General features: G+C 69.7%; 15 protein-coding genes. 5 read left to right on the top strand and 10 right to left on the bottom strand.

The features are described from left to right. Positions 1 to 70 precede the first annotated feature (70 nt). The 7 genes from Y590_RS08690 to dxs all read right to left on the bottom strand — a co-directional run bounded on the left by Y590_RS08690 (position 71) and on the right by dxs (position 9,140). Positions 71 to 739, bottom strand: a complete 669-nt coding sequence (locus tag Y590_RS08690) for a polyamine aminopropyltransferase (protein WP_060769504.1) — start codon at positions 737 to 739, stop codon at positions 71 to 73. Between the two features lie 126 nt (positions 740 to 865). Further along, positions 866 to 2,869 carry a squalene--hopene cyclase gene (gene shc, locus Y590_RS08685; protein ID WP_060769503.1) on the bottom strand — a complete coding sequence of 668 codons (2,004 nt, stop codon included), beginning with the start codon at positions 2,867 to 2,869 and terminating at the stop codon, positions 866 to 868. A 44-nt stretch (positions 2,870 to 2,913) separates the two neighbouring features. After that, positions 2,914 to 4,215 carry a hydroxysqualene dehydroxylase HpnE gene (hpnE, locus tag Y590_RS08680; RefSeq protein WP_060769502.1) on the bottom strand — a complete coding sequence of 434 codons (1,302 nt, stop codon included), beginning with the start codon at positions 4,213 to 4,215 and terminating at the stop codon, positions 2,914 to 2,916. Further along, positions 4,215 to 5,066, bottom strand: coding sequence for a presqualene diphosphate synthase HpnD (gene hpnD, locus Y590_RS08675; RefSeq protein ID WP_060769501.1), 852 nt, complete (start codon positions 5,064 to 5,066; stop codon positions 4,215 to 4,217). The genes hpnE and hpnD overlap by 1 nt, the downstream gene beginning before the upstream one ends. Then, positions 5,063 to 5,956 (bottom strand): squalene synthase HpnC, encoded by an 894-nt coding sequence (gene hpnC, locus Y590_RS08670; RefSeq protein WP_060769500.1) that lies wholly within the window; start codon positions 5,954 to 5,956, stop codon positions 5,063 to 5,065. Before hpnC ends, hpnD begins: the two co-directional genes overlap by 4 nt. Next, positions 5,953 to 6,978 carry a hopanoid-associated sugar epimerase gene (hpnA, locus tag Y590_RS08665; protein ID WP_060769499.1) on the bottom strand — a complete coding sequence of 342 codons (1,026 nt, stop codon included), beginning with the start codon at positions 6,976 to 6,978 and terminating at the stop codon, positions 5,953 to 5,955. The genes hpnC and hpnA overlap by 4 nt, the downstream gene beginning before the upstream one ends. 188 nt (positions 6,979 to 7,166) lie before the next feature. Beyond that, the gene (gene dxs / locus Y590_RS08660; RefSeq protein ID WP_060769498.1) at positions 7,167 to 9,140 is read right to left on the bottom strand and encodes a 1-deoxy-D-xylulose-5-phosphate synthase; all 1,974 of its coding nucleotides are present in this window, start codon (positions 9,138 to 9,140) and stop codon (positions 7,167 to 7,169) included. A gap of 330 nt (positions 9,141 to 9,470) precedes the next feature. Here dxs and Y590_RS08655 point away from each other — a divergent pair, with 330 nt between their 5' ends. From Y590_RS08655 to ettA, 4 genes are all read left to right on the top strand, one after another. Next, the gene (locus Y590_RS08655) at positions 9,471 to 9,725 is read left to right on the top strand and encodes a hypothetical protein (RefSeq protein WP_060769497.1); all 255 of its coding nucleotides are present in this window, start codon (positions 9,471 to 9,473) and stop codon (positions 9,723 to 9,725) included. A 7-nt stretch (positions 9,726 to 9,732) separates the two neighbouring features. Beyond that, positions 9,733 to 10,626 carry a DNA/RNA non-specific endonuclease gene (locus Y590_RS08650; protein WP_060769496.1) on the top strand — a complete coding sequence of 298 codons (894 nt, stop codon included), beginning with the start codon at positions 9,733 to 9,735 and terminating at the stop codon, positions 10,624 to 10,626. A 10-nt stretch (positions 10,627 to 10,636) separates the two neighbouring features. After that, on the top strand, positions 10,637 to 10,915 hold the full coding sequence (locus Y590_RS08645) for a hypothetical protein (RefSeq protein WP_060769495.1): 279 nt from the start codon (positions 10,637 to 10,639) through the stop codon (positions 10,913 to 10,915). 322 nt (positions 10,916 to 11,237) lie between these two features. After that, positions 11,238 to 12,890, top strand: coding sequence for an energy-dependent translational throttle protein EttA (ettA, locus tag Y590_RS08640; protein WP_060769494.1), 1,653 nt, complete (start codon positions 11,238 to 11,240; stop codon positions 12,888 to 12,890). A 195-nt stretch (positions 12,891 to 13,085) separates the two neighbouring features. Here the strand turns inward: ettA and Y590_RS08635 are convergent, their stop codons facing one another. The 3 genes from Y590_RS08635 to Y590_RS08625 all read right to left on the bottom strand — a co-directional run bounded on the left by Y590_RS08635 (position 13,086) and on the right by Y590_RS08625 (position 18,226). After that, positions 13,086 to 14,306, bottom strand: coding sequence for a phosphopentomutase (locus tag Y590_RS08635; protein ID WP_060769493.1), 1,221 nt, complete (start codon positions 14,304 to 14,306; stop codon positions 13,086 to 13,088). A 4-nt stretch (positions 14,307 to 14,310) separates the two neighbouring features. Next, a complete protein-coding gene (locus Y590_RS08630) occupies positions 14,311 to 15,939 on the bottom strand; it encodes an ABC transporter ATP-binding protein (protein WP_060769492.1) in 1,629 nt (542 codons plus the stop codon). 106 nt (positions 15,940 to 16,045) lie between these two features. Further along, positions 16,046 to 18,226: a molybdopterin-containing oxidoreductase family protein gene (locus Y590_RS08625; RefSeq protein WP_060769491.1), complete on the bottom strand. Its 2,181-nt coding sequence runs from the start codon at positions 18,224 to 18,226 to the stop codon at positions 16,046 to 16,048. A 223-nt stretch (positions 18,227 to 18,449) separates the two neighbouring features. Here Y590_RS08625 and Y590_RS08620 point away from each other — a divergent pair, with 223 nt between their 5' ends. Beyond that, positions 18,450 to 19,367: a lytic transglycosylase domain-containing protein gene (locus Y590_RS08620; protein ID WP_060769490.1), complete on the top strand. Its 918-nt coding sequence runs from the start codon at positions 18,450 to 18,452 to the stop codon at positions 19,365 to 19,367. The last annotated feature ends 56 nt before the right edge of the window (positions 19,368 to 19,423 follow it).

Genomic DNA, 19,423 nt, shown 5'->3' with positions numbered 1-19,423 from the left:
ATCCCCGCCCTGAGGTGCCCGCTGACGCGGGCACCTCAGGAAGAGGGTGCGATTGGGATTGCTCTCAGGATCAGCGCCCGGCCAGCCAGATCACGTGCCGCGCGCCGCGCTTGCCGCGTGCCCTCGCCGCCACCTCCTCGACCGAAAACCCCGCCTGTCCGAGCCGCTTGCTGAAGGCGGCATCCGGGTGTGCCGACCACACCGCCAGCACCCCGCGGGGGCGCAAGGCCGCGCGCGCCGCGCCGAGACCGGCCGCGTCGTAGAGGCGGTCGTTCGCCATGCGGGTGAGGCCGTCGGGGCCGTTATCCACATCGAGCAGGATCGCGTCCCAGACGCCCGGGCGCTCGCGGATCACCGCGGCGACGTCGGCTTCACGGATTGAAACCCGCGGGTCATCCAGGCTGCCGCCGGTCAGTTCCGCCATCGGACCACACGCCCAAGCGAGCACCGCCGGCACGATCTCGGCCACCGTCACCTGTGCCGTGGCCGGCAGGCAAGCGAGCGCCGCGCGCAGGGTAAAGCCCATCCCGTAGCCGCCGATCAGCACCCGTGGGGCCGTCGCCCCTGCGATGCGCTCGGCCGAGAGCCGCGCCAGCGCCTCCTCGGAGCCGCTGAGGCGGCTGTTCATGAGCTCGTTGCGATCGAGCTGGATCGAGAACTCGCTGCCCCGGCGCATCAGGCGCAAGGTACCCGCTTCACCGGGAATCGCGGCGGTGTCGAGGTGCTCCCAGGGGATCAACGGTCGTCTCGCGGGCTCGTGTCAGGAGGAGCCGATGTCGGGAGGCTCACGGGTTCAGTACAAACGGAAACGGCGCGGGATGCTCCCGCGCCGCCGGTCTGATGCTCGGGAAAACGCCCGAAAACATCACATGCCGAACTGCACCTGTCGGCTGTTGCCCCGCTTCAGGTTGCGGAAGCGGGCCATCGCCCAGAGCGGGAAGAACTTCGGGTAGCCGTGGTAGCGCAGGTAGAACACCCGCGGGAAGCCGGTCGCGGTGTAGCGCTCCTCGCTCCACAGCCCGTCCGTTCCTTGCGTGCGCACGAGGTAGTTGACGCCGCGGGCCACCGCCGGATCGTCGACCTCGCCCGCCGCCATCAGCGCGAGCAGCGCCCAAGCCGTCTGCGAGGCGGTCGAGTAGCCGGGCTCGAATTCGGGGTTGAGCTTGTAGGAAGAGGCATCCTCGCCCCAGCCGCCATCCGGGTTCTGGATGCGGATGAGCCACGCCACCGCCTTGCGGATCTCGGGGCTCTGCGGATCGACCCCGGCGGCGTTGAGCGCGCACAGCACCGACCACGTGCCGTAGATGAAGTTCATGCCCCAGCGGCCGTACCAGCTCCCGTCCTTCTCCTGATCGTTGAGCAGGTAGGTCACGCCGCGGTCGAGCGCACGGCTGGTCGCGCGGGTCTCGCCGAGCTGTGACAGCATCGAGACGACGCGGGCGGTCACGTCCGCGGTCGGCGGATCGAGCAGCGCGCCGTGATCCGAGAACGGGATGTGGTTGAGGTAGTGGTGGTTGTTGTCGGCATCGAACGCCGCCCAGCCGCCATCGGCGCTCTGAAGGCCCTCGACCCACTCGCGGGCACGGGCGATCGACTCCGAATAGTCCGGCATGCCGCTGACCAGCCCATGCTGACGCTGGGCGCGATCCATCGCCATCACCACGACGGCGGTGTCGTCGAGGTCGGGATAGTGCGGGTTGGCGTACTGGAACGCCCAGCCGCCGGGGCGAACGTTGGGCTTGGTCTCGGCCCAGTCGCCCTTGATGTCGAGGATCTGGAGCGGCTTGAGCCAGTCGAGGCCGGCGCGGGCATTGGCCTCCGCCTGATGGCCGCCGGCTTCGAGCATGGCGTGGCTGTTCAGCGCCGTATCCCAGACCGGGGACAGGCAGGGCTGGACATAGGCCTCGTCTTCCTTCTCGGCGACGAGCTTCTCGATGGCTTCCAGCGCGATCTTCACCTGCGGATGCTCGGGCGGATAGCCCAGCACCTCGTACATCAGCACCGAGTTGACCATGGCCGGGAAGATGGCGCCGAGGCCGTCCTCGCCGTTCAGCCGCTCGGAGACCCAAGCGACCGCCTTGTCGATGGCGCGCTGGCGCGGCACCTTCGGGAAATGATCCTGCGTCTTCTGCAGCACGCGATCGATGCCGCCGAAGATCGGCGTCCACGGCCAGGTGGCGTGGGGCGAGCCCGGCCAGGTCCGCACCGAATCGGGCGGCGTCACGAACAGTTCGGCCACGCCGACGCCGCGCGGGTTCTTCGCCCGCGGCTTCTTGGCCTGAATCACGAACAGCGGCACCATGGTGCAGCGGGCCCAGTAGGACACCTTGTCGAGGTGGAACGGGAACCACTTCGGCAGGTGCATCACCTCCACCGGCATCACCGGCACCGCCGCCCACGGCACTTCGCCGTAGAGCGCGAGCAGGATGCGGGTGAAGACGTTGGCGTTGGCCGCGCCCCCGCGCTGAAGGATCGCCTTGCGCACGGCGCGCATGTGCGGCGCCTCGATGTCGTCGCCGATCATCTTGAGGGCGAAGTAGGCCTTCACCGACGCGCTCATGTCGAAGGGGCCGTCATGCACCAGCGCCCAGCCGCCATGCACCTTCGACTGCGTGCGGCGCAGGTAGTTGCCGATCTTGGCTTCGAGCCCGGGCCGCGGCTCGGTCCCGCGGAACTGGTGGAACAGGATGTACTCGGAGGGGATGGTCGCATCCGCCTCGAGCTCGAAGCAGATGTGTCCATCCGCCTGCGTCATCTCGGTCAGCGCGCGGGTGGCGCTGTGGACGCCACGCTCCACGTCGTCGAGGGACACGTCGCGGGTCTTGGGACGCTGCAGCGTCTCGACCTTGCTTACGGCCGCCTCACGCATCGTTCTCGCCTCGTTCGACTGTCTCGATGCCGTCGTCATATCCTTCAAGCGACTCCCTGTGCCTGTGCCCGTCCGCACATCCCGGTGCGGAACAGGGCTTGCGCGGCGTTTGTGCCGGATCGGATGGCGCCCTCGATGGTCGAGGGCAGCCCCGTCTCCGTCCAATCACCGGCGAGAACCAGATTCCGGTAGCGCGTCGCCGCGCCGGGGCGGCGCGCGGCTTCCGCGGGCGTCGCCGCGAAGGTCGCACGCTTTTCCTTGACGATCTGCCAGCTAGGCAAATCCCGTGCAAGACCGTTGAGATCCGCGATCTCGGTCCAGATGCGGCGCGCGAGATCCTCGCGGCCATCCTCCAGCAGTCGGTCGGCGCCGCTGATGGTGACCGAGAAGCGATCGGGATAGGCGAACAGCCACTCGGTCAGACCGCCGACGACGCCGAGCATCAGCGGAGCGCCCTCGGGCGGGCGCAGGGCGAAATGCGCGTTGACGATCGAGCGAAATTCCTGCGGCGCGGGCGTGCCGGGCAGGAGTTCGCTCGCCACCCAGGGCGGCAGGGCCATGACCACGGCGTCGTCGGGACCGATCACCGTCGGCTCGTCGGTGAAGTCGAGGCGCTCGATGCGGCCCTGGCCTAAGGTCAGCGCCCGCAGGCGCCGGCCGTAGCGGATCTCGGCACCGCGGCTCTCCAAGTAGCGCAGGGCCGGATCGACGAAGGCAGCGGACAGGCCCTCGACGGCGATGAGCGGCCGACAGGCACGCCCGCCGGCCCCCAGGGTCTCGCGCAGGATGGTGGCGGCGAGCCCGACATCGCTCTCGCGCGGATCGGTGTTGAGCGCGGCGAGCAGGACAGGGTGCCAGAGCCGCTCGTAGAGCGGCCCCTCGCAGGGCATCTTCTCACCGATCGTGCCGCTCTGGCCCGGCTTGTTGCCGGAGGCGGCCATCATCAGGGAGACCGGCGCGAGGTAGTCGCGCGCGCGGGTGCCCGGCACGCGCCGGCCGGCCCGCAGCACCCACCAGGGCAAACGGCCCGCGTTCGGGCGCAGGGTCCAGCGCTCGCCGGTGCGAATGTCGGCGAAGTCGAAGACCGCCTCGTCGGGTCCGGTCAGGGCGTTGGCCGGCGCGCCGATGAGGCGCAGGAAGTCGAGGGACGAGCGGTTGCCCGACAGGAGCAGGTGGTTGCCGTTGTCGATGGTCAGTCCGAGCGAGGGGTCGTAGTAGGAGCGGCAGCGCCCACCCGCCTGCTTGGCCGCTTCGTGCAGAACCACGCGGTTGCCGGCCTCCGCCAGCGAGGCCGCCGCCGAGAGGCCGGCGAGCCCGGCACCGACAACGTGAACCGTACCCGTCATCACAGGATCCCGTGGCGCAACGCGACGAGGAGAAGGGGAAATTTACCCGGCTTCACCCGCTCCCGCGGGGCCGCCCAGCCGCGCTTCACCACGGCGTCGAGGTAGAGCCGGTAGGCCGCCGCCATCAGGCGGGCGGCCTTGGTCGCGCGGCGCGGGCTGCGCTCGATGATCGCCCAGGTCTGGCGGTAATGCTCTTGCGCTTCCGCGGCGACCGCCGCGCAGACCTCGCCGAGACGCGGATGCGCCAGCGCGCTCTGCGGGGTCGGGTTCATCAGGCCGATCTTGTGGAATTTCTCCATCGGCAGGTAGAGCCGCCCGCGCGTCGCATCCTCGTCGATGTCGCGCAGGATGTTGGTGAGCTGGAGCGCCCGGCCCTGGTGCCACGCGAGGCGGATTCCGTCCGCCTCCGGCATGCCGAAAATGCGCACCGAGAGGCGCCCGACGGCGCTCGCGACCCGATCGCAATAGAGGTCGAGCTTGGCTTCCGACGGGGCGACGATGTCCTCCTCCGCGTCCATCGCCATGCCGTCGATGACGGCCTGGAAGTCCTCGCGCTTGAGGTCGAAGCGGCGCATCGGCTCTTCGAGCGGCTTCACCCGCGCGGGCGGGTGGCCGGCATAGAGAGCGTCGATATCGGCGCGCCAGCGGTCGAGTTCGGCCGCGCGGACCTCGCGCGGGCCGCCGTCATCGGCGACATCGTCCACGACCCGGCAGAAGGCGTAGACGGCGTACATCGCCTCGCGCCGCTCCTTCGGCAGCAGGCGCATCGCCGTATAGAAGGACGAGCCGGCGGCCGGCAGGGCGGGGGCTTCCGGGGTCTCGCCCGTCATCGGGCTGGCGGTGGCGCTCATCGGCCGGCTCCGGCGGGGGCGGGACGGCGCGACCGGAACGGGCGGCGCACCAGCGTGGCGGCGATGCCGCCGAGCGCGGTGAGCGCGAAGGCGGCCTTGCCGTGATGGACTTTTTCGCTGAGCGGATCGCGGGTCAGCAGCCCCTTCGTCAAGACGACGGCGAGGCGATGGATCGCGGCGATCTCCAGGCTGAGGCGCAGGTCGTCGATGAGATTCGGGAGCGGCGCCCCCTCGTCCAGCAGTTCGAGGGTGCGCTCGGCGAGTTCGCGGATGACCGCGCGCAATTGCGGCGTGGCCTGGGGCAGCCCCAGCATCGACACGTCGGCGCCGTGCCGCTCCATCACGTCGAGCGGGATGTAGACCCGGTCGAGATCGCGAAAATCCTTGCCGCAATCCTGGAGGTGGTTGAGCACCTGCAGCGCGGCGCAGATCGCGTCGGAGGTCCGATAGACCCGCGCCGGATCCTCGCCGTGCACGTCGAGCAGGAAGCGCCCGACCGGCATCGCCGAGTAGCGGCAATAGTGGATCAGCTCATCCCAATCCGCGTAGCGCGACTTGCGCGCATCCATGCGGAAGGCGTCGAGCAGTTCGAGCGCGTGGGTCGGCGGCTGATCGTGGGCCGCGAGTTCGCGCTTGAGCGGCTCGACCGTGGGATCCGAGCCGCCCTTGCCGGTGAGCGCGTCGGCCAGCGCGTCGAGCATCGCGATCTTGCGCTCGGGCGACAGGCCGGTGTGGTCGGCGACGTCGTCGCCGGCCCGCACGTAGTTGTAGAAGGCGAGGATCGCGCCGCGGTAGCGCGGGTGGATCAGGTGCGAGGCGACGGGAAAGTTCTCGTCGTGCTGGCCCTTGCCGGTGCGGGCGTCGCTGGCGGTCTGAAGCGCGGCGTTCATTTCATGTACCCCGCCTGCCGGAACCACGCGATGGCATCCTCAAGGCCCCGTCGGTAGGGCCGCGCGGAATAGCCGAGTTCCGCCCGTGCCTTGGCGTCGGAGAAGAACATCCGGGACTTCGACATGCGCACGCCGTCGATGGTGGCGAGCGGCGCCTTGCCGGTCACCCGCGCGATCTGCTCGGAGAGATAAGCGATCGGGTAGATCACCGCATAGGGCAGCCGCGTCGTCGGCGCCTTGCGGCCGACGATGGCGGCGATGTCGGCGAGCATTTGCGCCAGCATCACATCCTCGCCGCCGAGGATGTAGTGCTCGCCGATCCGGCCCTTGCGCAGGGCCAGGAGATGGCCCGCGGCCACGTCGTCGACATGGGCGAGGTTGAGGCCGGTATCGACAAACGCCGGGATCTTGCCTTGTGCCGCGTCGAGGATGATGCGGCCGGTCGGCGTCGGCTTCACGTCGCGGGGGCCGATCGGCGTCGAGGGGTTCACGATGACGGCGGGCAGGCCGTCACGGGCCACCATCTCGTCGACCACGCGCTCGGCCACCACCTTGCTGCGCTTGTAGGCGCCGATGGCGGTCTCCGGCGTCAGCGGCCGGGTCTCGTCGGCGGGCGTGCCGTCGTCGTGCGGTTTGATGGTCGCGACGCTCGACGTGTAGACGATCCGCTCGACGCCGGCCTTCAGCGCCTCCTCCATCAGGATGCGGGTGCCGTCGCGGTTGGTGCGGACGATCTCTTCCATGTCCGGCGCCCAGAGCCGGTAATCGGCCGCGGCGTGGACGAGGTAGCGCTGGCCGCGCATGGCGGAGGCCACGGCCGCCCGGTCGCGCATGTCGGCCTCGACGATCTCGACATCGGGCCAGATCAGGTTGGTGCGCGGCGAGGAGGCGCGCACGGTGATGCGCACGGCAAAGCCGGCCGCGCGGAAAACGTCCACCAAGGCGGCTCCGAGGAAGCCGCTGGCACCGGTGATCAACACCGGCCCCGCTGGGAACGGGCCGCTTTGGGTCGGCTCTGTCATCGTGCTCGCGTGGTTGTCGCAACGGCCTCGCCTGCCAGCCGCGGGAGCGGGGCAGACACGCGGAAACGCCGCCCCATCAACGCACCCGATTCAGGGCCGGACGGCGCGGCGCTTGTCTCATCGATGGCGCGGTGCGGCAAGCACCGCGCCTTCCTGTTCGGTCTCGTGCGCCCGGAGGCGCGTACGGATCAGGCCAGGCGCAGGCGCCCGGTCCGGCTGCCCTTCTTCTGGTCCGGCAGGGCGGCGCGGACGGCCTTGAGGATGCCGTCGGCATCGAGCCCGGCCTCGGCGTACATCTTCTCCGGCTTGTCGTGATCCTGGTAGCTGTCCGGCAGCGTCAGCGTGCGGACCCGGACCCGGCCCGTGTCGAGCACGCCGCGCTCGGCCAAGAGGTGCAGCACCATCGCGCCGAAGCCGCCGACCGAACCCTCCTCCACCGTCACCAGAACCTCGTGGCTCATCGCCAGATCGACGATCAGCTCGGCGTCCAACGGCTTGGCAAAGCGCGCATCCGCGACCGTGGCCACGACACCCTCCGCCTCGAGCGCATCGGCCGCCTTCAGCGCCTCCGACAACCGCGTGCCGAGCGAGAGAAGCGCCACCCGCGCCCCTTCCGGACGCCGCACCACGCGGCCGCGGCCGATCGCCAGCGGTTCGCCCTTCTCCGGCAACTCGATGCCGACCCCCTCGCCGCGCGGGTAGCGCAGCGCGATCGGACCCGTGTCGTGCGCGTGGGCGGTGGCCACCATGTGCACCAGCTCCGCCTCGTCGGCCGCCGCCATCACCGTCATGTTCGGCAGGCAGCAGAGATAGGCCAGATCGAACGCGCCCGCATGCGTGGCGCCGTCCGCGCCCACCAGTCCCGCCCGGTCGAGGCAGAACCGCACCGGTAGGTTCTGCAGCGCGACATCGTGCACGACCTGATCGTAGGCCCGCTGCAGGAAGGTCGAGTAGATCGCCACGAACGGCTTGTAGCCCTCGGTGGCGAGGCCGCCGGCAAAGGTCACCGCGTGCTGCTCGGCGATGCCGACGTCGAAGGTCTTGTCGGGATGCGCCTTGCCGAACAGGTCGATCCCGGTGCCGCCGGGCATCGCCGCGGTGATCGCCACCACCTTCGGATCGGCGTCGGCCGCCTTGATCAGGCTCTCGCCGAACACGCGGGTATAGGCCGGGGCGTTCGCCTTGGCCTTGGCCTGGACGCCGGAGACCACGTCGAACTTGACCACGCCGTGATAGCGGTCGGCGGAGGCCTCAGCCGGCGCGTAGCCCTTGCCCTTCTGCGTGACGACGTGGAGCAGGATCGGGCCCTGGTCCGAATCGCGCACGTTCTTCAGAACGGGGAGCAGATGGTCGAGGTTGTGCCCGTCGACCGGGCCGACATAGTGGAAGCCCATCTCCTCGAACATCGTGCCGCCGCCGACGATCAGCGAGCGGGCATACTCCTCCGCCGCCGCCGCGCGCTGGTAGAGCGCCTTCGGCAGCAGCTTGCCGAGCTGCTTGGCGGTCTCGCGGAGCGACCGGTAGGTGCCGCCCGAGGCGAGCCGCGCGAGGTAGGCCGACATCGCGCCGACGGGGGGGGCGATCGACATGTCGTTGTCGTTGAGGATGACGATCAGGCGCGAGTGCAGCGCGCCGGCATTGTTCATCGCCTCGTAGGCCATGCCCGCCGACATCGAGCCGTCGCCGATCACCGCGATCATGTTGCGGCGCTTCGGTGCCGGGCCGCCCCTGGCCTTGGCGTCCGCCTCCTCGAGGTCGCGCGCCACGGCCATGCCGAGCGCGGCGGAGATCGAGGTGGAGGAGTGGGCCGCGCCGAAGGGGTCGTACTCGCTCTCCGAGCGCTTGGTGAAGCCCGACAGCCCCCCGCCCTGGCGCAGGGTGCGGATGCGGTCGCGCCGGCCCGTCAGGATCTTGTGCGGGTAGCACTGGTGGCCGACGTCCCAGACGATGCGGTCGTCGGGGGTGTCGAAGACGTGGTGGAGCGCCACCGTGAGTTCGACCACGCCCAGGCCCGAGCCGAGATGGCCGCCGGTGATCGACACCGCGTCGATCATCTCGGCCCGCACGGCGTCGGCCACCCGCCGCAGCTCGCTCTCCGGCAGAAGCCGGAGACGATCCGGCGTCTCAAGACCCTCAAGGATCGTCGTGTCCGCTAGTGCCAAAGCCTTCACCCGTCTCTCAATGCGTTTCCGTCGGCAGGGCGGCTCTTGCAGGGCCGCACGCCCGAATCCTCGAACGCGGCCTGCCTTCGGATTTCGCCCGCCCCCGGAAACAGCTCTCCCCGGGACATATCAACGATCATTCTAGCGCAAACCGATCACGGGATACCATGATCTTGCTGCAACAGCGGCGCGTCTTTCAGAGGATTCGGCCGTTTCGTCTGCCTTCAGAGTTAAGGCAGCCCCACGATTTCACGCGTGACGCGCCCTCAATTATGGATGAAGGCTGCATTGATCAACATCTCGCCCGCTCATCCCTGAGGCCGCCGCCCGATGCCTATCACCGCAACGTTGACGGCCACGGCCGCGCTGGCGCTCGCCCTGATCGGTGGGAGCGCGGCCTACGCGGCGGATGCCGACAGATTCCGGCCCGGCGCGGTGAGCTGCCCCGACGAAGTCCGCTGCCGCCGCCCGCCGGGACCGCCGGACCGTGACATCCGGCCGCTGATCGATCCGCTCGGGCGCCCCTGCGGCTTCCGTTGGCGCGAGACGCCGTCCGGCCCCCGCCGCGTCCGGGTCTGCTACTAGGCCGGCGATGGCGCTGCGTCCGCTCCTTCCGGCTCTTCTCCTTGTCGTCGTCTCGCACGCGGCTTTGTCCCAGGCCCTGCCGGAGTCCCGAGCCCTGCCGGAGGCGCCGGCCTGCCGCGCCCTGTTCGCGGACGGCCGGGCGCCGACGCTCACCAACCCGAAGCTCGCCGACAGGGCCGTCCCGCTCTGCTTCGAGGCGTTCGCCGTGCTCCATTCGGGTGTCTCGCGCACGCCGCTCTACGCCGCAGAGCGGCTGACGCGCCGGAGCGTGTCCGCCGCCCGAAGGGTCGAGCGCGCCGACGCCTTCCACGACGAGGACCGCCTGCCCGAGGACGACCGCGCGAGCCTCGCCGACTACCTGCGGAGCGGTTACGACCGCGGCCATCTCGCCCCGGCCGGCGACATGCCGAGCGCGGTCGCCCAGGCCGAATCCTTCAGCCTCGCCAACATCGTGCCTCAGAACCGGGCGGTGAACCGCGGCCTGTGGGCGGCGATCGAGGAGAGCGTGCGCCGGCTCGCGAGCGAGCGCGGCGAGATCTTCGTCGTGACCGGCCCGATCTTCGAGGGCCGCTCGGTCGGGGCGATCAAGGGGCGGGTGCTGGTGCCGACCCGGATGTTCAAGGCGATCTACGATCCGCGCACCGGCGAGGCCGGGGCCTATCTCGTGCCGAATGCGGCGGGCGCGGAGTGGCGCGCGGTGTCGCTCGCGACCCTGCGGGAGACGGCCGGGATCGACGTGTTCCCGGCCTTGCCCGAGGCGAGCAAGGCCAAGGCGATGGCGCTGCCCGAGCCGCAGGAATTCTCCCGCGGCGGCCCGGAATCCTTCGCAGACTTCCTCAAGCAACTGGCTGTCGATGTCCTGCGCCGGCTCTGGCGCGAGTTGATGCGCGCGATCTTCTGAGGAGTCCCCGATGCCGCGCCGCAAAGCCGATCCCGCCCTTCCCTTCCAGCCCTTCTCGGAGGATGCGGGCGTCCAGACCTTCGCCGGGTTCTCGATCGAGAACGGCACGCGCCGCCTCATTCTGCATGGAAGCCTCGACCTCACCCGCGACCGGGCGGGGTTGAAGCGTGCGAGGGCGTTGAAGAGCCTGCTCGATGCGGTGGTCGCCACCCTCGAAGCGGAGGATCTGCCCGACGCCGTGCCCGAGGAGCCGGAGACGGCCGAGCCGGTGCGCAACCCCTTCGCCTGAAGCCCCAGGGCCATCGCTCGAAGGCGATCACCCTGATTTCCTGCTGGCCTCAGTCGCCGGCGCCCGCCTCCGCGCGGCGCTCTTTGCGCCGCGCGGCCGCTCATGCGGCTTCGCGCGAAGGTCGGGCCGGCGCCGGGCGCCGCCTTGCCCCTGCCGGGCGGCCCTGATACTCGAACACGAAATTCTTCATCCGCGAGCGGACGGCGCCCCGCGCGGCATGGCTCGAGCATCTTGGCTCGACAGAGCCAGCCTCGCGCGAGAGGCCACGCATCCGCGAGCGCCGGCCCGACCGGCTCCCACGCTTCACGCAGGACGAACGCACATGGCCCGCGAATTCATCTACCACATGCGGGGTCTGACCAAGACCTATGTCGGGGGCAAGAAGGTCCTCGAGAACGTCAACCTGTCGTTCTACCCCGACGCCAAGATCGGTGTGCTCGGCATCAACGGCGCCGGCAAGTCGACGCTGCTCAAGATCATGGCCGGCATCGACAAGGACTGGACCGGCGAGGGCTTCGTCGCGCAGGGCGCGCGCGTCGGCTACCTGCCGCAGGAGCCGCAGCTCGATCCGAACAAGTCGGTGCGCGAGAACATCATGGAGGGCGTGGCCGAGAAGCAGGCGCTGCTCGACCGCTACAACGAACTCGCGATGAACTATTCCGAGGAGACGGCGGACGAGATGACCGCGCTCCAGGACCAGATCGAGGCCCAGAACCTCTGGGAACTCGACTCGAAGGTCGATCAGGCGATGGAAGCGCTCGGCTGCCCGAGCGACGAGCAGCCGGTGGCGACCCTCTCGGGCGGCGAGCGCCGCCGCGTGGCTCTGTGCAAGCTGCTGCTGTGGGAGCCGGAACTGCTGCTCCTCGACGAGCCGACCAACCACCTCGACGCCGAGACGGTGAACTGGTTGGAGGGCCACCTCAAGCAGTATCCGGGCGCGATCCTGATCGTGACCCACGACCGCTACTTCCTCGACAACGTGACCGGCTGGATTCTCGAGCTCGACCGCGGCCGGGGCATTCCCTACGAGGGCAACTACTCCGCCTGGCTGGTGCAGAAGCAGAAGCGCCTGGAGCAGGAGGGCCGCGAGGACATGGCCCGCCAACGCTCGATCGCCCGCGAGCAGGAGTGGATCTCGGCCTCGCCCAAGGCGCGGCAGTCGAAGTCGAAGGCGCGTATCACCCGCTACGAGGAGCTGGTCGCCAAGCAGAACAGCAAGGTCGATGCGGCGGCCCAGATCGTCATCCCGATCGACGAGCGGCTCGGGCAGAACGTCATCGAGTTCGAACACCTCAACAAGGCCTTCGGCGACCGCCTGCTGATCGAGGATCTTTCGTTCAAGCTGCCGCCGGGCGGCATCGTCGGCGTCATCGGCCCGAACGGCGCCGGCAAGACCACGCTGTTCAAGATGATCACCGGCCAGGAGAAGCCCGATGGCGGGCGGATCGAGGTCGGCGAGACGGTCAGGCTCGGCTACGTCGACCAGTCGCGCGACGCGCTCGATCCCAATGCCACCGTCTGGCAGGAGATCTCGGGCGGCAACGACATCATCTACTTCAACAAGCGCGAGATCAATTCGCGCGCCTATTGCGCGGCCTTCGCCTTCAAGGGCGGCGACCAGCAGAAGAAGGTCGGCACGCTCTCGGGCGGTGAGCGCAACCGCGTGCATCTGGCCCGCACGCTCAAGGGCGGCGCCAACGTGCTCCTGCTCGACGAGCCGACCAACGACCTCGACATGGAGACCCTGCGCGCCCTCGAGGACGCGCTGGAGGATTACGCGGGCTGCGCGGTCATCATCAGCCACGATCGCTGGTTCCTGAACCGCATCGCGACCCACATCCTCGCCTTCGAGGGCGACAGCCACGTCGAGTGGTTCGAGGGCAACTTCTCGGACTACGAGGCGGACAAGAAGCGCCGCCTCGGGATCGAATCGATCATCCCGAAGAAGCTGAAGTACAAGAAGTTTTCGCGCTGATCGCCTGATGCGGGTCTCAGCCTGATCGGAGCAGATGCCGTATCAGCCGAGCCCGCGCGGCCCGTGAGAAAAAGCCAAATCCGCCATCCCGAAGGGGTCAAACGGATTTGGTATGAGTGTCACTCACAAAACTTCCGCCCTCCTCCCCTCCGCCTCCTCCTGAGGTGGATAGACGGGAGGACGGGCGTGAACCCCTCACCACCACGCTTCACCCGCCCCGAGCGGCGGCAGGCCGAGATGGGCCGCCACCGAAGCGCCGATATCGGCAAAGCTCTCCCGGCGGCCGAGAGCGCGCGGCGTCAGCCCCGGTCCGAAGGCCAGCACCGGCACCTGCTCGCGGGTATGCTCGGTGCCCGTCCAGGTCGGATCGTTGCCGTGGTCGGCGGTGATCACGCAGAGATCGCCGGGCTTCAGCACCGCCTGGATCTCGGGGAGGCACCTGTCGAAGGCTTCCAGCTCGGCGGCGTAGCCCGGCACGTCGCGGCGGTGGCCGTGCTCGGTGTCGAAATCCACGAGGTTGAGGAAGACGAAGCTGCCCTCCGGCAATCCGGCGAAGGCGTCGAGCGCCGCGTCGAGGCAGGCGGCGTTGCCGGCGGGCTTGATCTCGCGGCCCGTGGCGCGGTGGGCGAAGATGTCGCCGATCTTGCCGACACTCACGACCACCCGGCCCGCAGCCTCCAGCCCATCGAGCAGCGTCCCGGCGGGGGGTGCCACGGAAAAGTCCTTGCGGCGGCTGGTGCGGCGGAAGCCCTCCGCCGCGCTGCCGAGGAAGGGCCGGGCGATGACCCGGCCGACGCGGTAGGGATCGCAGAGTTCGCGGGCGATCCGGCAGGTCTCGTAGAGCCGCTCCAGCCCGAACGCCTCCTCGTGGGCGGCGATCTGGAACACGCTGTCGGCCGAGGTGTAGCAGATCGGCCTGCCCGTCCGCACATGCTCGGCCCCGAGCGCCTCGATGATCGCGGTGCCGGAAGCGTGGCGGTCGCCGAGGATGCCGGGCAGCCCCGCCCGTGCAACCAGCGCCGCCGTCAGCTCCGCCGGGAAGGCGGGCTGCGTATCGGGAAAGTGGCCCCAGGCTTCGCGCACCGGCACGCCCGCAATCTCCCAATGGCCTGACGGGGTGTCCTTGCCCGAAGCGGTCTCGACGGCGTGGCCCCAGAGCGCCCGCACGGGTCCCTCGGGCGCAAGCCCTGGCGGGACGCGCCCGGTGGCGCCTTTGCAGGCCAGCCCGAGGCCGAGCGCAGTGAGGTTCGGCAAGCGCAGGCGCCCGGCGCGCAGCCCCGGCCGGTCGCCGCGTCCGGCGGCGCAGGCCTCCGCGATATGGCCGACCGTGTCGGAGCCGGCGTCGCCGTAGCGGTCTGCGTCCGGAGCGCCGCCGATGCCGACGGAATCGAGGACGATGAGGAGGGCGCGGGCCATGCGTTCAGGCCGGCTCGATCTCGGCGGTGGTCGCGGCATCCATTTCGAAGGCCGCCGCGAACAGGGTGCGGGTGTAGTCGGTCTTGGGCGCGGCGAAAATCTCCTCGGCCGGGCCCTCCTCGACCACCTGGCCGTGCTGCATCACCATGACGTAGTTCGAGAGCGCGCGGACCACCTTGAGGTCGTGGCTGATGAACAGGTAGGCGATGCCGCGCTCCCGCTGCAGGTCGCGCAGCAGCGTCACGATCTGCGCCTGCACCGAGCGGTCGAGCGCCGAGGTCGGCTCGTCGAGCACGACGAAGCGCGGCTTCAGGACGATGGCGCGGGCAATCGCGATGCGCTGGCGCTGGCCGCCGGAGAATTCGTGCGGGTAGCGGTCCATCGCCGCCGGATCGAGGCCGACATCGGTGAGCGCCTTCGCCACCAGGGCACGGCGCTCGTCGCCGCCCTTCACCAGCCCCTGCACCGCCAATCCCTCGGCGACGATGTCGCCCACCGACATGCGCGGCGAGAGCGAGCCGTAGGGGTCTTGGAAGACCACCTGCATGTCCTTGCGCAGGGGTCGCATCAGAGCGGGGCCGCGCGCCTCGATGCGCTGCCCGAGGAACACGATCGGGCCCTCGGATTCGGTCAGCCGCAGCAGGGCGAGGCCCAGCGTGGTCTTGCCCGAGCCGGATTCGCCGACGACGCCGACCGTCTCGCCCGCCCGCACCCTGAGCCGCACCCCATCGACCGCCTTGACGTGGCCGACGGTGCGCCGGAGCAGCCCCGCCTTGAGGGGGAACCACACCTTGAGCGGCCCGGCCTCGACCAGCTCTTCGGCGTGATCGGGCACGGGGTTCGCCCGGCCTGTGGGCTCGGCGGCGAGCAGCCGCTGCGTGTATTCGTGCTGGGGCCGGGTGAAGACCCGATCGACCGGGCCCGCCTCGACGATCCGGCCGGCGAGCATCACGCAGACTGAGGTGGCGATGCGGCGGACGATGCCGAGATCGTGGGTGATGAACAGCATCGCCATCCCGAGCCGCTTCTGCAGGTCGGCCAGCAGCGCGAGGATCTGCGCCTGAACGGTGACGTCGAGGGCGGTGGTCGGCTCGTCGGCCACCAGCAGGTCCGGCTCGCAGGCCAGCGCCATGGCGATCATGACGCGCTGGCGCTGGCCGCCGGACAGTTCGTGCGGATAGGCGCCGAGCCGCCGCTCGGCGTCGCGGATGCCGACGAGATCCATGAGTTCGAGGATGCGGGCCCGCGCCACCTTGCCCTTCAGGCCACGGTGGATCTCCAGCACCTCGCCGATCTGCCGCTGGATGGAGTGGAGTGGGTTGAGCGAGGTCATCGGCTCCTGGAACACCATGGTGATGTCCGCGCCGCGCACCGCGCGCATCTCCCGCTCGGGCAGCGTGAGCAGGTCGCGCCCCTTGAACAGGATCTTGCCACCCGGGTGATGGGCGGCGCCGTCGAGCAGCCGCAGGATCGAGAGCGCCGTCACCGATTTGCCGGAGCCGGATTCGCCCACCAGAGCCAGGGTCTCGCCCCGCTCGATGGAAAAGCTGACGCGATCGACCGCGCGGGTCTCGCGCGTCCCGGAGCGGAAGGCGACCGAGAGATCCTCGACGGTCAGCAGCGTATCGGACATCGAACCCCGGCGAACGAAAAACGGCCCGCCGCGATCCGGTGTCGGAGCGGCGGGCCGAGGGGTTATAGCGCGCGGGGCCGGCCGCGCGAATCGTCTTCGCGTCGCGCTACTGCGCCAGCCCGACCTGCACGAGGTTGTCGCTGAAGGTCGGCGAGTGACCCATGCCGCCATAGGTCGAGGCGCTGATGACGTTCACCGCCCCGTCCCGGTTGAGCGAGTGCCAGTAGCCGAGCGAGGCAATCACCAGCCCAGGCGGCACCTCTTCGGTCACCCGCGCCTGCCCGTGGAAGGCTCCGCGGTCGTTGAACACCCGCACCAGCGCGCCCTCGCCGATCTCGCGGCTCTGCGCGTCGGCCGGGTTGATCAGGATCGTCTGCTCCCCCTGCGCACGGACCTTGTGCGCCTCGTTGGCGTATTGCGAGTTGAGGAAGCCGTGGCTCTTGGGCGAGACGATGTTGAGCGGGTAGCGCTCGGCCTGGGCCGGATTCGTCTCCGGCCGCTCGTTGGCCGGCACGTAGCCCGGCAACGGATCGAGGGCCTCGCCGCCCTGGAACTGCTCGTACATCTGCCGGAAGGGCGGGGCGACGAAGTTGCCGCTCGTGACCGCGGCCTCCGAGTAGAACTCGCACTTGCCCGAAGGTGTGGGGAAGTTGCCCTCGGCATGCGGGGTGCGCGTGTCGGGATCGCCGATGTTCAGGCGGTACCAGCCATGCTGGCGGAAATGGTCCATGCCGATGCCGCCGAGCTTCGGGCTCTCCCAATCGAGATACCATTCCATGAGTTCGGTCTCGCTCATGGAGAACTGGGGCTCGGTGAAGCCGAAGGTCTTGGCCAGCCGCCGGAACAGCTCGGCATTCGAGACCGTCTCGCCCGGCGGTTCGATCGCCTTCTGGTTCAGGGTGAAGAAGAAGTGCCCCCAGGAGAACATCATGTCGTCGTGCTCGGCCGCCATGGTGGCCGGCAGCAGGATGTCGGCGTAGCGGGCGGTGTCGGTGACGAAGTGTTCGCTGACGACCGTGAACAGGTCCTCGCGGGCGAGCCCGCGCTTGATCTTGGCGGTCTCGGTCGAGTTCGAGACCGGGTTGGCGTTGTAGACCATCAGGGCGTGGATGCCGGGCTCGATCCCCGCCTCGCCGGTCAGCACCTCGCCGAGCTTGAGCACGTTGAGCACCCGCGTCCCCTCCGGGATCAGGTCCGGCCGGCAGACCCGGTCCCAGTGCACGGGGAACTCCCACAGCGGCATCTGGTAGACGCCGCCGCCCGGATCCTTCCAAGACCCCGTCAGGGCGGGAAGCGAGAAGATGGCGCGCAGCGCCTGGGCACCGCCCGCGCTGCGCTCCACCGCCACGCCGGGCCGCAGCGCCGCGTTGCGGGTGGTGGCGTATTCGCGCGCAAGCTGCCGGATGTCCTCGGCCGGGATGCCGCAGATCTCGGCGGCGTATTCCGGCGTGAAGGCCTGCGCCCGTTCCTTCAGCGGCTCGAAGCCAACGGTGTGGCGGGCGATGTAGTCGTCGTCGGTCAGGCCTTCTTCGATGATGACATGGATCATCGCCATGGCGAGCGCGCCGTCGGTGCCGGGTTTCGGCATCAGGTGCCAATCGGCCTGGGCGGCGGTGCGCGAGCGGTAGGGGTCGATCACGATGACGCGGGCGCCATGGCGCTGCGCCTCCTTCACCACGTGCCAGTGGTGGATGTTGGTCGAGACCGAGTTGCAGCCCCAGATCACGATGAGCTTCGATTGGGCGAAGCTCATCGGGTCGGTGCCGTTGGTGGGGCCGACGGTCAGCAGCCACGCGGTGCAGGAGCCCGAGCCGCAGAACGTCTTCTCGGCGACCGTCGCACCGAGCCGGTTGAAGAAGGCGTCGCCCACGGTGAGGCCCTGCACCACGCCCTCGTTGCCGAGATAATTGTAGGGAAGGATCGCCTCCGCCCCGTGCGTCTCGATGATGCCGGTGAAGCGGCGGTGGATCTCGGCGAGTGCCTCGTCCCAGCCGATCCGCTCGAACTGGCCGCTGCCCTTCGGGCCGGAACGGCGCATCGGGTAGAGGATGCGGTCGGGGTTGTAGTGGTGGCGGTCAAAGTCCTTGAGCTTGCCGCAGAGCGCGCCGCGGGTCATCGGATGATCCGGGTTGCCGCGCACATCGATCAGCCGCCCATCCTCGACGGTGTAGATCATCGAGCAGGTGTCGGGGCAGTCGTGTGGGCAGGCGCCGAGCCGGGTGACGGCTTCGGAAACGGACTTTGCAGCCGCCTCGGCATCGATCTCCGAGATGCGCTCTTCGAGCATCGTGTTCCTCCTCGTGAGGCCGGATCTTGGCGTCCGGCTCTTGCAAGCATCGAGCCTAGCGCGCGGAACACCAGAAAAATAGTGCCATTCTTAGAATCTCACTAAAGTACAACTCCCTCACGAAGCCTCGGGCGCGGCACAATGATGCTCCTCGGCAGGGCAAACCGTGCCTCGGAAGCGGGCAGCCATCCCCTTCCCGGGCCGGCGCCCTAAATCAGCCGCCGTGCCTCGTCTCGCCCTCGTTCTTCTGCCGGCCGCCCTCGCCGTGCTCGCCGGTCCCGCGCGTGCGGCCCCCTCGCCCGAGAGCGAGACGGTGGAGCAGGCGCTCTGCCGGCTGATCGAGGACTCGGCCAAGGCGCGGAAGCTGCCGGTTCCGTTCCTGACGCGTCTGATCTGGCGCGAGAGCGCGTTTCGCGTCGGCGTGGTGAGCCCGGCCGGCGCACAGGGCGTGGCGCAGTTCATGCCGGGCACGGCCAAGGACCGCGGGCTGACCGATCCGTTCGACCCCGAACAGGCGATCCCGCACGCGGCGCATTTCCTGGCCGACCTCAAGCGGCAGTTCGGCAATCTCGGGCTGGCGGCGGCGGCCTATAACGGCGGGCCGGGGCGCGTCTCGGCCTGGCTCGCCGGCAGCGGCGGCCTGCCCGCCGAGACGCGGGCCTACGTCATCGGCATCACCGGCCGCCCGGCGGAGGATTGGCGGCCGAACGCCGGCGTCGAGATGCCGGAGGGCGCCGATCCGGCGGCGAAGACGTCCGAGGGCAAGAAGGCTGAAGACATGCCGCCCCCGCCGGAGGCCGAGACGCAGAGCTGCCTTCAGGTCACCGCCGCCCTGCGCATCCCGTCGCGCGGGGACCGCTTCGCCCTGTCCGTCGAGGGTGGCCCGGCCGCGCCCTGGGGCGTGCAGCTCGCCGGCAACTTCTCGAAGTCGCTGGCGCTCGCGAGCTTCCAGCGGGCGCGCGTGCGCTACACCAACGTGATCGGCGAGGTGCGGCCGATGATCGTCGGCACCCGCCTGCGCTTTCGCGGCACCCGCACCTTCTACCGGGTGCGCATCCCGGCCGAGAGCCGGAACGCGGCCGACGGCCTCTGCCAGAAGATCCGCGGTGTCGGCGGCGCCTGCATCGTCCTGAGGACATAACTCCCAACGTCGCCACCCCGCGGCCATGAATCCGCCGCGACCGCCGGGTCAATCAC

The organism is Methylobacterium sp. AMS5 (genome assembly GCF_001542815.1).
In the GTDB taxonomy this organism is placed as follows: Bacteria; Pseudomonadota; Alphaproteobacteria; order Rhizobiales; family Beijerinckiaceae; genus Methylobacterium.
Note: the sequence above shows the minus strand (reverse complement) of the source record. Positions and strands in the feature narration are given on the sequence as shown.